The organism is Xanthomarina maritima (assembly GCF_008084905.1).
Lineage (GTDB): Bacteria > Bacteroidota > Bacteroidia > Flavobacteriales > Flavobacteriaceae > Xanthomarina > Xanthomarina maritima.
The window spans coordinates 228,157-243,126 of record NZ_VSFC01000052.1; the positions used below are offsets into that span (position 1 = coordinate 228,157).

At 31.3% G+C, this 14,970-nt stretch carries 13 protein-coding genes; 3 read left to right on the top strand and 10 right to left on the bottom strand.

Translation table 11 applies throughout. From position 1 onward, the window contains the following. Positions 1–36: 36 nt before the first annotated feature. Together FVF61_RS10940 and FVF61_RS14275 are read right to left on the bottom strand one after the other, a co-directional pair. Complete coding sequence (locus FVF61_RS10940; RefSeq protein WP_148456350.1) at positions 37–2,118, bottom strand: glycosyltransferase family 9 protein; 2,082 nt, start codon at positions 2,116–2,118, stop codon at positions 37–39. Between the two features lie 73 nt (positions 2,119–2,191). Next, on the bottom strand, positions 2,192–2,449 hold the full coding sequence (locus FVF61_RS14275) for a Vmc-like lipoprotein signal peptide domain-containing protein (protein WP_199757299.1): 258 nt from the start codon (positions 2,447–2,449) through the stop codon (positions 2,192–2,194). Positions 2,450–2,609: 160 nt separating this feature from the next. On the opposite strand from FVF61_RS14275, the gene FVF61_RS10950 reads away from it, so the two are divergent. Beyond that, positions 2,610–3,029, top strand: coding sequence for a CBS domain-containing protein (locus tag FVF61_RS10950; RefSeq protein ID WP_148456353.1), 420 nt, complete (start codon positions 2,610–2,612; stop codon positions 3,027–3,029). A gap of 45 nt (positions 3,030–3,074) precedes the next feature. Here the strand turns inward: FVF61_RS10950 and rpe are convergent, their stop codons facing one another. Both rpe and FVF61_RS10960 read right to left on the bottom strand, forming a co-directional pair. Further along, on the bottom strand, positions 3,075–3,737 hold the full coding sequence (gene rpe, locus FVF61_RS10955; RefSeq protein ID WP_148456356.1) for a ribulose-phosphate 3-epimerase: 663 nt from the start codon (positions 3,735–3,737) through the stop codon (positions 3,075–3,077). Positions 3,738–3,882: 145 nt separating this feature from the next. Continuing rightward, positions 3,883–4,746, bottom strand: a complete 864-nt coding sequence (locus FVF61_RS10960; RefSeq protein WP_055442537.1) for a sigma-70 family RNA polymerase sigma factor — start codon at positions 4,744–4,746, stop codon at positions 3,883–3,885. Between the two features lie 168 nt (positions 4,747–4,914). On the opposite strand from FVF61_RS10960, the gene FVF61_RS10965 reads away from it, so the two are divergent. Further along, positions 4,915–5,310, top strand: coding sequence for a hypothetical protein (locus FVF61_RS10965; RefSeq protein WP_148456359.1), 396 nt, complete (start codon positions 4,915–4,917; stop codon positions 5,308–5,310). Positions 5,311–5,366: 56 nt separating this feature from the next. Here FVF61_RS10965 and FVF61_RS10970 read toward each other — a convergent pair whose 3' ends face one another. From FVF61_RS10970 to rpsO, 3 genes are all read right to left on the bottom strand, one after another. Continuing rightward, positions 5,367–6,425 (bottom strand): hypothetical protein, encoded by a 1,059-nt coding sequence (locus FVF61_RS10970; RefSeq protein ID WP_148456362.1) that lies wholly within the window; start codon positions 6,423–6,425, stop codon positions 5,367–5,369. 100 nt (positions 6,426–6,525) lie between these two features. Then, positions 6,526–8,763 (bottom strand): polyribonucleotide nucleotidyltransferase, encoded by a 2,238-nt coding sequence (locus FVF61_RS10975; protein ID WP_148456365.1) that lies wholly within the window; start codon positions 8,761–8,763, stop codon positions 6,526–6,528. A 160-nt stretch (positions 8,764–8,923) separates the two neighbouring features. Further along, positions 8,924–9,193 carry a 30S ribosomal protein S15 gene (gene rpsO / locus FVF61_RS10980; protein WP_148456366.1) on the bottom strand — a complete coding sequence of 90 codons (270 nt, stop codon included), beginning with the start codon at positions 9,191–9,193 and terminating at the stop codon, positions 8,924–8,926. A 170-nt stretch (positions 9,194–9,363) separates the two neighbouring features. On the opposite strand from rpsO, the gene FVF61_RS10985 reads away from it, so the two are divergent. Beyond that, positions 9,364–10,209: a hypothetical protein gene (locus FVF61_RS10985; protein WP_148456368.1), complete on the top strand. Its 846-nt coding sequence runs from the start codon at positions 9,364–9,366 to the stop codon at positions 10,207–10,209. A 42-nt stretch (positions 10,210–10,251) separates the two neighbouring features. On the opposite strand, the gene accD is transcribed toward FVF61_RS10985, so the two are convergent. The 3 genes from accD to tamL form a co-directional block, all read right to left on the bottom strand. Then, positions 10,252–11,109 (bottom strand): acetyl-CoA carboxylase, carboxyltransferase subunit beta, encoded by an 858-nt coding sequence (accD, locus tag FVF61_RS10990; RefSeq protein WP_148456370.1) that lies wholly within the window; start codon positions 11,107–11,109, stop codon positions 10,252–10,254. A 139-nt stretch (positions 11,110–11,248) separates the two neighbouring features. Further along, entirely contained in the window at positions 11,249–12,316 is a 1,068-nt protein-coding gene (gene fbaA, locus FVF61_RS10995; RefSeq protein ID WP_148456372.1) for a class II fructose-bisphosphate aldolase, read from the bottom strand. 51 nt (positions 12,317–12,367) lie between these two features. Then, positions 12,368–14,890 (bottom strand): translocation and assembly module lipoprotein TamL, encoded by a 2,523-nt coding sequence (tamL, locus tag FVF61_RS11000; protein ID WP_148456374.1) that lies wholly within the window; start codon positions 14,888–14,890, stop codon positions 12,368–12,370. Positions 14,891–14,970: the final 80 nt, after the last annotated feature.

The following is a 14,970-nucleotide window of genomic DNA, read 5'->3' on the forward strand; positions in this document are numbered from 1 at the left end:
ATTATGTTAGCCTGTTATATTATACTTGACTTGTTGTTAAGCAGAATTACTATTTTTAAAACTTGGGATATTAAAAATAATGTTTTGTTGTTCTAACACATCTAAAACAAGTTTCAAATTTGGGTCATTAGACTGGTTTATTGTTTCATTTTTCAAAAGAGACTCTACTTGTTGTTTCATGTTTTTTTCATGATATTCAATTAAAAATTCGTTGTCTTCTAATTTTATTAAGCAATCGTTTTTTCCAAAATCGAACTCGGCAATCGGATTAATTTTATGTAATGTTTGTTCATTATAATAAGCTTTTTGCAGTACTTTATATAATGCAGCTATTACACGGTCTGTAGTAACAGAATTCAAACAGATTCGATGTTCACAATTTAAAATAACGTCATAATTACATCTAATAGTACAAACACCTTTTTTGCCCCAAATAAGCTCGTTGTATTCAGCAAAACTTCCCCAACTTCCAGGTCCAGTTGGCCCATAAATTCCAATAGATGGAATATTAAAAGCTCCTGCTACGTGTGTAATTCCTGCATCATTACCAATATGGAATAAGGCTCCAGAAAGAGCTTCTCCTACTTTGTTCATGTCTCCAGTTATATAACTTACATGTGGCATTGGCTTGCTAAAATAAGATGCAATTTCTGGATCGTTTGGACCCATAATTATTTTACAATCTAAATCAGGAAAAATAGAGGCTAGTTCTTCAATAAGTTGTGCATATTTTTCGGTTGGCCAAATTTTTAATAAAAATCCAGCTCCATGATGAACCACAAAATGTTTTTTATTTAAAGGTTTTGATTGCTCGAAATATGGATATCCATCGTATTTATTATCTATAGAAATATGAAGTTTGGAAATAGTATCAATATAATGCTGTATAGCATGTTGTTTTACTTTTTTGTGGGTTGGATATTGCAAAGCATGAGGCAAATCATATCCTCTAAAAGCTGGATAATTACCTAACTCAAAAATATGGTTGTAATTAGGTTCCTGTAATTTAACTTCCTCTTCGTTTACCACAGTAACATTTTTTAAATGTTTAGAGAAAAAAGAAACTAATCTTGGAGCTACTGCAAAATGTAAGCTTTTAGAAACTTTTGCGAGTTTGTAAATAGCAGGGACTGCAAAGAAAATATCTCCTAAACCACCATAGCTTTTATAAACTAATACGTTTCCTAGTTTTTTTATTTCTTTAGTTTCATTTGTTGTTAGAATGTGTTCTGTTTCAACCCAAAAATTCTTTAAAGCAGCTATCATTTCTTCTATAGCTTTTGTTTTATTATCTGGATAAAAATCGAACGAAAATGTTCCAATTCTATCATTAGATATAATTTCACATCCAGATAAAAATGCTTCAGCTGCTAACCTTCCAGAAGGTTCTGGCCAAACAGGTTGACAAAAAAAGGTTTTAGTTTTACCTAATATTCTTAAAACTTCATAATTAGGTACAGGATCTTTAAAAGTAATATTTTCAGGAATAGGTTGTCTTAATTGATTTTTCCCATAAACGGGAAATTTTTTTTCAGGATGAGATTCGGCATAGGCAACATAAGCTTTGCCTCCTTTTAAATAATTTAAATCCCCAAAAAAAGGAATGGTGTCTTCCACTTTCCATTTTGAAGGTTGAAGGTCATCCACAAATACAGTTGGTGGTTTTATATTATAATTTGAAATGGCCTCGCCAAAAAACTCATAGTGAGATTGATAGTGTTTTGGGGATTGAAATATGTTTAAACTAGCTTTCGCAAATAATTTTCTATAAAGATGAAATTTTTTGGAATGGCAACAATTATTAATTTTTCTATCTACAGTACAAAGAATATTTCTTCTAACGCAAAAATTATAATCAAACTCAATCTTAATATATGGTTGATTTATGAATATTAAATATTCAATTAACTCAATTTCAAAATGACAACGAGAAGTACTACAGACAACAATTAAATTTGAGTTTAGGATATGGCTTTTTGTCTTATCAAAATCTTTGATGTTGTCTAATACAATATGGAATTTTTTGCTTGAATTATGATTAATTAATTGCTTAATAGTAAGTTCTGCACCTCTTGGTGTTTGTAAGGAAGTGTCATGTAAAAAAAGGATGTTATTCAAGGCATAGAAAGTTTAGACTACAGAAAAGAGTCTGTTTGATTTTAGAATGAAATTTAAAAAATTTAATTTCTAATTAACCTCCATAATAGCCATCATCATAGTAACCATCATCATAGTAGCCGTCATCATAATATCCATCATCATAGTAACCGTCATCGTAATATCCATCATCATAGTAACCGTCATCATAATAACCATCACCATAATATCCATCATTAAATGAACCATCATCGTCATTACTACATGAACTAGCAACAGAAGCAGTTATAGATATTGCTGAAATTGCTAAAATAGCTTTACCAGATTTCTTTAAAAAATGTCTTCTATTCATAATTAAAAGTTATGTTCTTAAATGTAAGAAAATATATTAATACTTCAAAATGATTATTTATAACGATGTTTTAGGTTAAATTATTATGAATCAATGACATTTGTCATGGTTTTTAATGGTTTCTATTCATAACTTTATTACTGAATTTAAAACCAATAAGATGAAAAGAAGAACACCAATTTCAGAAATAATGACCAAAGAAGTCATTACATTAAATCATACAGACGATTTAGAAACAGCAGAAAGATTATTTAAAACTAAAAAAATTAGACACATACCTGTAGTAAGTGGAGATAAAATAATAGGTATGTTAAGTTATACAGATTTACTTCGAATTAGCTTTGCAGATGCTATTGATGAAGATGAAGATACTGTAGATACTGTAGTTTACAATATGTTTACTATAGAGCAGGTAATGGCTAAAAACCTAGTGAGTGTTACTTCTACTACATTAATTAAAGAAGTGGCTGAAATATTATCTAAAAAAGAATTTCATGCGCTTCCAGTTGTTGATGAAGATAAATTAGTAGGTATTGTTACAACTACAGATTTAATAAACTATTTAATAGATCAATTCTAACCAAATTATTATTCTAACAAAAAAAAGCTCCATTTGGAGCTTTTTTTATGAGTTAGCTATCTGTTTTAATTGCTTTATAGTATCTGTTGGATAATTACTTTTAAAAACATGAGATCCAGCAACAAAAACATCTGCTCCAGCATCTACCAGTTGTTTTATGTTTTTATCTGTAACACCTCCATCGATTTCGATTTTGGTGTTCAGGCCTTGTTCGTCAATCATACGTCTTAGTTTTTTAATCCTATTGTAGGTTATGTCTTCAAATTTCTGACCACCAAAACCAGGATTTATAGACATTAGTAACACCATATAACATTTTGGTAATATATCTTCTAATACAGAAATAGGTGTTGTTAAATTTAAAACCACTCCCGCTTTACATCCTGTATCTTCTATTTGAGTTAAAGTTCTATGTAAATGAACAGTTGATTCGTAATGAACGGTAATTATATCTGCACCAACTTTCGCAAACTCTTCAATATATCGCTCTGGTTTTTCAATCATTAAATGCACATCCAAGGGTTTTGTGGCATGCTTTTTTATGGCCTGAATGACTGGCATGCCATAAGAAATATTTGGAACAAAATGTCCATCCATAACATCTATATGAAACCAATCGGCTTCACTGTTATTAACCATTTCTACATCGCGTTGCATGTTGCCAAAATCGGCTGCTAACATGGAAGGTGCTATTAATTTTGAGTTCATTTTTTGTGTAGTTGTTTGTTTGTGCAAAAATAGGTAAAAAAATGAAGCCAGAGTAATCAGCTCTGGCTTCTTTCATCAATCAAAAAACGAACAGTTATTTTGTAACTATTTGTTACTGTTATTTAGTCGTAATTATTAAAAATTACTATCCTAAATATGTTTTTAATATTTTACTTCTAGACGTATGTTTTAATCTACGAATCGCTTTTTCTTTAATTTGTCTAACACGTTCTCTAGTAAGATCGAATGTTTCTCCAATTTCTTCTAATGTCATTGGATGTTGGTTTCCTAAACCAAAATACAAACGAATCACATCAGCTTCACGAGGCGTTAATGTTTCTAGAGCTCTTTCAATTTCAGTACGTAAAGATTCGTGTAATAAATCTCTATCTGGATTTGGAGATTCACCAGAGTTTAATACATCATATAAGTTGGAGTCTTCACCTTCAACTAAAGGCGCATCCATACTTACGTGGCGACCAGAATTTTTCATAGACTCTTTAACATCGTTAATAGTCATGTCTAATTCTTTAGCAATTTCTTCGGCACTAGGTGGACGTTCGTGTGCTTGCTCTAAAAAAGCAAAGGTTTTATTAATTTTATTAATAGAACCAATTTTGTTTAAAGGCAAACGTACAATACGAGATTGTTCTGCCAAGGCTTGTAAAATGGATTGTCTAATCCACCAAACAGCATACGAAATAAATTTAAAACCACGAGTTTCATCGAAACGTTGTGCCGCTTTAATAAGTCCTAAATTCCCTTCATTAATTAAATCTGGTAAGGTTAATCCTTGGTTTTGGTATTGCTTAGCTACAGAAACTACGAAACGTAAGTTAGCCTTCGTTAACTTTTCTAAAGCAAGTTGATCTCCTGCTTTAATACGTTGTGCTAATTCTACTTCTTCGTCTGCTGTAATTAAGTCAACTTTTCCAATTTCCTGAAGATATTTGTCTAACGAAGCAGTTTCTCTATTGGTAACCTGCTTGGTAATTTTAAGTTGTCTCATCTAGTGTGTGCCTATAAATAAGTTAAGTTGTTACTTTATGTTATGGTTATACGTTGAAAGAGCAATTTTTGTTACAGAAAGGTTTGATTATTTTTGTAGCATGTTGAATTTATATAAAAATTAACAGAAATATAGTATATTGACAGTTCTAAAAACAAAATAAACAACATGAAAAAATTACTATTTTTATTTTTTGCATTTAGTATGATGCAAGTATCAGCGCAGAATTTATCGTCTATGTCAAAAAGTGTTTCTTCCTCTACAAGCTCTTTGATTGAGAATTTGGCTTCAGACCAAGTAGAGAATTTAACAAAAAAATTAAATTTAAACGAAAAGCAACAAAAACAGGTTTCTGTATTGGTTGTTAGTCAGTTAAAAAGCGAAAAATTTCAAAAAATGATTGGAAGTTTAGGAACAGATAAACTAATGGGTTCTGGTGACAAGAGTGATCAAACCGAAAAAATCCAATCGGCTTTAATGAGCGACGATAATTTTCAAAAAGGGATGAGTACTATTCTTGATGAAAAACAAATGGAAACCATGAAAAAGTATATTCCTAAATAAACAACATTTTATTATATTGAAAAAAGCCCATCAAATTTTAATGAGCTTTTTTTTGACTAGCAATTGATAACCACTAAAAGTATCTTTAAGATTGAAAATTCTCCAGTGGTATTATCCGCAATTCTAACATAGATATATTTCGGATTTAGAATATTGGTATATGGTGACAAAATTTGATTTAGGTTGTTAGTTGCATCCATTTCGGTTTCAAAAAAGGTTACAGTGGAGTTACTTAGATCGAGATTAGAAGCAAAACAATTAATGTAGCTTTCTAAATCGAAATTTGAAACGTTAGAATCTATTTCAATTTCACACTCCTCAAAAATATATTTCGGACAAATTTCTAAACCACATTCTTTTTCTAAAAAGAAAACTTCGGAATTACCGTCTTGTAACATGATGTTGTTTTCGTCAATGATGGTCACATACCAATTTTTATTCCAAACAATTGACGCGTCTGTGTTCGCCTCAAATGAAATATTAAAAAATAATTGATTGAATGACGCTAAAACGTTCCAACTCCCAAAAACAACCGTGTCATTGTGTTCCAAAGTTGTTAATCCTATAGGACTTAAATTAAATATTGCATTTTCATAATCATTATTGCCATTAGGATTATTGATGACTTTCCAAATACATTCTTGGCCTATCTCGCCAATTAAAATATTGTTGCAATAGAATTCTAATTCTATATCTAAACATTCTTGAAGCTTCTCGCCAAGTTGCTCGTTATTTTCTATTTGTATTTCTTCTCCAGTATCATTTGTATAAATAATAGGATAACTGATACTAATTGTATATTCAATTTGTAAACTCGCCAAGAACTGGATGAAATTATCTTTATTTTCTATAGTTTGAAAATTGACAAAATCTAGTAATTCATCAAAAACATTGATAGTAATGGGATATATAAATTCAATGCAATCGGTAGGGTTAGTGTTTTCATTATCAATATAAGATTGTAAATTGTTATAAAGTTCAGATCCTACTGTGATTGGGAATTCTGCGGTTGGAGTTTCTTGTTGGACTGGGTTACTTAATTCATCATCAAAATCATTAAAGCAAGCGACAAATGTTAATACGAGAAATAAATACGGAACTAAGGTTTTTTTCATAATTTAAGAATTTGTTAACGCATATTTCCTTACAAATATTATACCAAAAAACCCGCTTCAATTTTTTTGAAGCGGGTTTTTATAACATTTATAAAAAAACTTAATCGTCTTTTCTATCTTCTCTAGGTTTTCTGTCGTCACGTCTGTTATCGCGTCCACGATTATCTCTTCCACCAGAACGCTTATCATCTCTAGGAGGTCTTTCCTTAAAACCTTCAGGTTTTGGTAAGATGGCTTTTCTAGATACTTTTTCTTTACGTGTTCTTGGATCGACACCAAAATACTTCACATCAAAAACGTCTCCCATATTCACCACGTCAGATACATTTTCTGTACGTTCCCAAGCTAATTCGCTTACGTGTAACAAGACCTCGTTCCCTGGCGCTTCTGTATATTCTACTACAGCACCAAAGTCAAGCATCTTAATGACTTTTACTTCATAAACGCTACCAACTTCCGGTTTAAACAATAAAGAATCTATTTTTGCTAAAACAGCATCAATACCTTCCTGACCAGTTCCTAAGATTTCAACAATTCCTTCTTCGGTTTCTGGATCTTCATTGATAACAATGGTTGTTTTGGTTTCTTTTTGTAATTCTTGAATGACTTTTCCTCCAGGACCAATAAGAGCTCCAATAAATTCGTTAGGAATTCTTCTGGTTATCATTTTAGGAGCATGAGGTTTCACATCTGCATTAGGTTGTGCAATCGTTTCAACTAATTTTTCTAAAATATGTAAACGTCCTTCTCTTGCTTGTTTTAAAGCTTTAACAAGAATTTCGTACGATAAGCCTTTTACTTTGATATCCATTTGGCAAGCGGTAATACCATCTGCTGTTCCAGTAACTTTAAAGTCCATATCACCTAAATGATCTTCATCACCTAGAATATCAGATAATACAGCATATTTTCCAGATTCAGCATCAGAGATTAATCCCATAGCAATACCAGAAACAGGTTTCTTTAATTGTACACCAGCATCCATTAAAGCCATAGTACCTGAACAGACTGTAGCCATTGACGATGAACCGTTAGATTCTAATACTTCAGATACCACACGTACTGTATAAGGACAATCTTCTGGAACCATTCCTTTTAGAGCACGTTGTGCTAAGTTACCATGTCCAACTTCACGACGCGACGTTCCACGAATTGGTCTAGCTTCTCCAGTTGAAAAAGGAGGGAAGTTATAGTGTAAATAAAAACGTTCTTCGCCTTCAAAAGATGGCATATCAATTTGATTAGCCTCTCTAGAAGTTCCTAAAGTAACAGTTGCTAAAGCTTGAGTTTCTCCACGAGTGAATATAGAAGAACCATGTGTAGATGGTAAATAATCTACTTCACACCAAATAGGTCTGATGTCTGTAGTTTTACGTCCATCTAAACGTAAGCCTTCGTTTAAAGTTAAATCTCTTATGGCTGCTTTTTCAGCTTTGCTATAGTATTTAGAGATTAGACCACCTAAATCTGCTAATTCTTCTTCAGAAAAAGTTGCTTTTATGTCTTCTTTAATTTCTGCAAAGGCAGCACCTCTTTCATGTTTAGATGAACCAGCTTTAGCTACAGCATATACTTTATCGTATGCCATATCGTGAATTTTCTTAGCCAAATCTTCATCTTCTCTTTCTGGCTCGTACTCACGAGTTTCTTTTTTACCAAAAGCTTCAGCTAATTTTACTTGAGCAGCACATTGCACTTTTATAGCTTCGTGTGCAAACTTAATAGCTTCAGCCATTTCTTCTTCAGAAATTTCATCCATTTCACCTTCAACCATCATCACAGAATCTGCAGATGCACCAATCATCATATCTATATCAGATTCTAACAATTGTGATTGTGTTGGGTTGATAATGAATTCTCCATTAATTCGACCAACTCTAGCTTCAGAAATTGGAGTTTCAAAAGGAATATCGGATAATTGAATTGCTGCAGAAGCTGCTAATCCAGCCATAGCGTCTGGCATAACATCATCGTCATGAGACATTAACTGAATCATTACTTGAGTTTCTGCATGATAATCTTTTGGAAAAAGTGGGCGTAATACTCTGTCTACTAAACGCATGGTTAAAACTTCACCATCACTAGGTCTTGCTTCTCTCTTGAAGAAACCACCAGGATAACGTCCTGCTGCTGCAAATTTTTCGCGATAGTCAACAGTTAATGGTAAAAAGTCAACGTCACTTTGTTGGTAATTGGAAACAACAGTACATAATAACATACATTTTCCAGATTGAACAACTACCGAACCATGAGCTTGTTTAGCTAATTTTCCGGTTTCGATGGAGATTTCTCTACCATCACCAAGGTCTATAACCTCTTTAAATACTTTTGGAATCATAAATTTTTAATTCTAATTAAACAATGGTCGTTGTGTTGTTGTAGTAGTTGTTGTGTGTGACCAATGAAAAACTATGAATAGCTTCTTATACACGATGTTAGACTCTTTCGAATGAGTTATATTAAAACAAAAAAGAGGCGCGAAGCCTCTTATATTGTGATTATTTTCTTAATCCTAATTCTTTAACAATAGCACGATATCTTAAGATATCTTTCTTAGTTAAATAGTCAAGTAAAGCACGACGTTTACCTACTAATTTTACTAACGAACGCTCAGTGTTAAAATCTTTACGATTGTTTTTTAAGTGCTCAGTTAAATGGTTAATTCTGTGCGTAAATAACGCAATCTGACCTTCAGCAGTACCAGTATCGTTTTTTCCTTTACCGTGTTTTGCGAAGATTTCTTCTTTTACTTCTTTAGTTAAATACATTCCAATATTATTTTAAATGATTTTTATGTACATGAAAGTTTTTCTTTCAAGCTGCAAATATACTACTTTTTAACTAATTGCCATCTTTTGTAAAAATATTATTTTGAGACCATTAATAATTTTTTTCAATGTTTTTCGTTTTAACAATATCTTAACCTTAAAAATTGATTATGAAAACAATGAAATTAAAAGTAACCTTAATATTTACTTTAACAGTATTTGTACTTTTATTTACTGCCTGTACAGATAACGAAACTACAGAACCTGTTTCTGAAGAACAAGCTCTAAACGAAGTTGTACAATCATCAGAGATAGATCAAATTTCAACTTCTTTAGAAGATTTTATTATTGAAATGTATGAAGATCAAGAAAGTGCTGAATCTAAAAGTTTAGATAGGTTTAAATTATCTTACCCTAACTGTGGAACAGTTACTTTAGTTGTAGAACAGAATTTTAGAGAATTAACAATTGATTTTGCTGAAGGAGGTTGTGTTATTAGAGGTCATTTGTATGAAGGACAAGTTGTTTTAACTTACGAGCGAAACCCAATAGCTCAACAAGTTTTATTAAGCTATGTTTTGAATGACTTTTATTTTGATAATAAACATGTTATTGGTAGTAACTCTATTCTAAGAGAACTTTCAAACGATAATGGTAATCCACAGTTTACACATACGGTAGATTTAACTGTTGTTTGGCCAAATGGTTTGCAAGCATCTAGAGAAGGACAAATTGTTAGAGAGTGGATTGATGGATTTGCTTCTGGTATTTTTACTGATAATGTTTTTGAGATTACAGGCTATTGGAATGCTACTTTTATTAGTGGAAGCACACATACTTATGAGATAGTTTTACCATTACGTCATGAAGTTGCTTGCTACCATTTTGTTAGTGGTTCCATTTATATGGAAAGAACATTTTTTGGAGGCACACTTGATTATGGAGATGGAACTTGTGATAATCTAGCTACTTTTACATTAACTGACGGAACAATGTTTGATATTATTTTAAATTAAACGTAGTAATAAAATAAAAAAGCGACCAATTGGTCGCTTTTTTTATTCTCTAATAGGTTGATTTGTAATTAAATCAATATATAGGTTCACTTTGTTTTTAAGGTTTTTTCTATGTGTAATAAAATCTAGAAAGCCATGTTCTAATAAAAATTCAGACGTTTGGAAACCTTCTGGTAATTCTTGTCCAGTAGTATCTTTTACAACTCTTGGTCCAGCAAAACCAATTAAGGCTCCTGGCTCACTAATATTAATATCTCCTAACATAGCAAAAGAAGCTGTAGTTCCGCCAGTAGTTGGATCTGTACATAAAGAAATATAAGGGATTCCTGCATCTGCTAATTGAGCTAATTTAACCGAAGTTTTAGCTAACTGCATTAAAGATAAGGCTGCTTCCATCATTCTTGCTCCTCCAGACTTAGAGATAATCATAAATGGCATTTTCTTTTTTAAAGCATAATCTGCAGCACGTGCTATTTTTTCGCCAACCACAGAACCCATAGAACCACCAATAAATGAAAAATCCATACAAGCAACCACTAAATCTTTTCCTTTAGATTTACCTACTGCAGTACGAACGGCATCTTTTAGTTTTGTTTTTTCCTGAGCCGCTTTTAAACGGTCTGGATATTTTTTAGTGTCTTCGAATTTTAAAGGATCTTTAGATTCTAATTTAATATCTAATTCTTTAAACTTATTGTCATCGAATAAAATTTCGAAATATTCTTTACTTCCAATTCTTACATGGTATCCATCTTCTGGACTTACATAAAAATTTTGTTCTAATTCTTTGGTGTCTACTATTTTTCCAGTAGGAGATTTATACCACAAACCTTTAGGAGTATCCTTTTTTTGTTCGGTTGTAGTTTGAATTCCTTTTTCTTTTCTTTTAAACCAAGACATAATGATTCACGATTTTAGATCCTTCGACTTTGCTCAGGATAGGTTTACGATTTTAGATTATTTCTATAATCGTTTAGCTATAAGCCAGACCACAAAATTATAGTTTTGTTTTTAATAATGTGGAAACACTCAGGTTTTTTTATAAAGTATTTACATTGTTTAAATCTTCGAAAGCCTTTTTTAAGCGCTCTACAAAGGTGTTTTCTCCTTTACGTAACCAAACTCTTGGGTCGTAATATTTTTTATTTGGAACATCGTCTCCTTCAGGATTTCCAATTTGCGATTGTAAATACGCTTCTTTTTCTTTCATATAATCACGAACACCAGATGTAAATGCATATTGCATGTCTGTATCGATATTCATTTTAATAACACCATATCCTATGGCTTCTCTAATTTCTTCAACCGTAGAACCTGAACCACCATGAAATACAAAATCGATGTGGTTATGGCCTACACCAAATTTCTTAGAAACATATTCCTGAGAGTTTTTAAGAATTTTTGGAGTTAGTTTTACGTTTCCAGGTTTGTAAACACCATGTACGTTTCCAAAAGCAGCTGCAATGGTAAATTGATTACTAATTTTGCTTAATTCTTCATATGCGTAGGCTACTTCTTCAGGTTGTGTGTACAGTTTTGAATCGTCTACATCTGTATTATCCACACCATCTTCTTCACCACCAGTTATACCAAGTTCTATTTCTAAAGTCATACCCATTTTGCTCATTCGTTTTAGGTATTCTTTGCAAATTTCTATGTTTTCTTCAATAGGTTCTTCACTTAAATCTATCATGTGCGAACTGTATAAAGGTTTTCCAGTTTCTTTAAAATGTTGTTCGCTGGCATCTAATAAACCATCTATCCAAGGTAATAATTTTTTAGCACAATGGTCAGTATGTAGAATAACAGGAACTCCATATGCTTTGGCTAATAAATGAATGTGTTTGGCTCCAGCAACACAACCTGCAATAGCTGCTTTTTGATTGTCGTTACTCAACCCTTTTCCAGCATTAAATACACCACCACCATTAGAAAACTGTATAATAACTGGTGCGTTTAAATCTCTAGCTGTTTCAAGAACACCATTGATGCTATTTGAGCCAACTACGTTAACGGCAGGTAAAGCAAATCCTTTTTCTTTAGCTAGTTTAAATATATTTTGAACTTCTTGTCCTGTTGCAACTCCAGGTTTGATATTATGAGCCATATTTATTAATTAAATAGTTTTTGAACTACAAAAATAAGAAAATTAAATAGCTTAGAAAGGGTAATTGATACCTATGTTATAAACAGCTTTAGAAAAATTATAGTCGTTAAACCATCTGTTACCTGATGGATATGATGGATCATAAGTTTTGAACCCTATATCAAATCGAAAAACGGCAAAGCCAAAATCGTAACGAAGACCAAAACCAGAACCAACAGCGATATCTTCGAGAGAAGAGAAATTAGTGAAAGTTGCTTTTGGATCTGTAACATCATCAAATACATTCCAAATGTTTCCTGTATCTATAAAAAGAGCGCCATTAAATTTCTCGAAGATGTTAAATCTATGTTCTATGTTAAATGCTAATTTTAGGTTAGCCTCATTAAACTCATCGTTACTATCTAGGCTTCCAGGTCCAAGGCTATAAGCAGTCCATGCACGATTATCATTGGTTCCTCCTGCAAAAAAACTTTTTGAAAAAGGTATATTCGTGGAGTTTCCATAAGGAATAGCAATACCTGCAAAAGCTCTAATAGCTAACACATTTTTTTTGCTTAAATCCCAATGTTTTATATAATCCAATTCTGTTTTTGCATACTGTGAGTAAGCTACATTAAATAGTTCGTATTGTCCAGCATCATTTTTATGTAGATTCCCAATTTTAGATACGGCTGCAAATAAATTTCCTGCAAATTCTATTTTAAATCTGAAAATGGAAAATGTTTCATCGTAAAGGTTTTCTCTATTATCTCTTGTGTAATTGAAATTTGTAGCAAAAATTAGATTGTCTTCTGTTAGCCTTATTTTTCTTTCATTTATAGAATACACGTCATCGTAATCAGGATCACCAGGTTGTAAAGATGTATTACCTGATAATACATCATTAATAAACATATCTGTTTCATCTGGATAGGTTAAATCTTCACCATTATTATAGTTTATATCTTGTGAAATGTCATTTAATGCATCATAAGAATTACCATAAATCCCAAAATAATTATCTGGATTTAAATTTCTTATATACTGAATATTAAATAAATCTAACCTATTAGTTACTAGGTTTGAAGCATACCATTTGTAATTAAAAACACCTGCTACAGTTTGTTTGTCTAAACCGACGTTTGTTTGACTGGAAGTAGAAATAGATATTCTAGTGCTAGGAAACATGGTTTTTGGAATAATTCTTTCTGTATTTATTGGGAATAATAATCTAGGAATTGTTAATTTTAAATCGACACCAAGTTCATTAATATCAAAAAAAGGATCGCTTTCATCTCCACCATCTTTCGATGCACCAATAGACCCAAAAGCAGAAAGTTCTAAAGTTTCAGCTCTTTTAAAAACATTTCTCATTAAAATACTAGGATTAAATGCAAGACCAATAGATTGTATGTTGCTTTGTGATACTTCTGCACTAAAATTTAAACCGAATTTTTTTAGAGGTGTTAATAAAATATTTGCTGTTAGTGTTGTATCTGGATTTTCAATATAATCAATACTAGGATGTTTAAAGGTCTGTAAACTATTTATATGCCTAAATGTATTTGATCTATCTTTATCTTTAAAAACACTATCTGGAGTAATAAAAATAGCATCAGTTATAGCCTTTGGTTTGAAGCGCATTTTTCCAATGCTATATAAGTTAAAGCCTTTATACTTTATAGAATCTAATATATCTGAGTCTTTTTTTTCATAAGAATAATCAGTAATTATATTCACTTCTTTTACCTTATAGATGTTAAAAGGTTTTCTTAAAACCGTGTCTTGAGTTCTAATCGCTCTATTTAAAATCTGTAATTCTACGTTAACTTTTTTGTTGGTATTTACTGTATCCATTTCGAAATACACATAATCCTGACTAAAATGATAGACTCCAGAATTTCTTAATTCGGAAGTGATACGGTCTTTTTCCAGATTGAAGGTTTGAGTTTTGTACTGATCTTTAGGTTTTATAAAAGACTTTCTTTTAGTTAATTCATATAAAGAATCTATAACTGGAGATGCTATTTTAGTAGATATGGAATCTAAGATATAAGGTTCGCCAGTTATTACATGATAATCTACTCTTGCTTTTTTATCATCTATAATATTTGTTTTAGAAGTAGCTTCAACATTAAACCATCCATTATGAAAATAATAAGCTTCTAATTGTTTTTCAGATTTTTGAGTTTTAAATTCTTTGACAATTACAGGAGCTTCTCCAGTTTTTTTAAGCCAATTATTAAATGAAATTCTAGCTTGAATGTATCTTTCTAATTGTTTTTTAGATAAAAAAGTTTCTACTCTATTTCTGCGTTTTGGATTAGAGTCTAACTTGCCATTAATAATGGAATCTATATTTGGTCTAGCAGTATTGTAAATATAAAGTCTTAAGGGGATAGTAGCGACCTTTTTATTTCTTTGCTGAAATAGAAGATTATTTATACGTTCTGATTTGGTTTTTTTATCATTAACATATATGATGTTTTCTATAAGTAAATGTTCGTTTTCTGGAACTCTTTTAACTGAATTACATGAATATAAAAAACCTGTAAATACAATAATTAATACTATTTTTGAGAAATGTAGTTTCAAATACAAATAAAAATTAACTAGTAATAAAAGAGTTGTTGTTTTTAAAAAGTAATTAATACTTTAAATTTTTATAATTACTT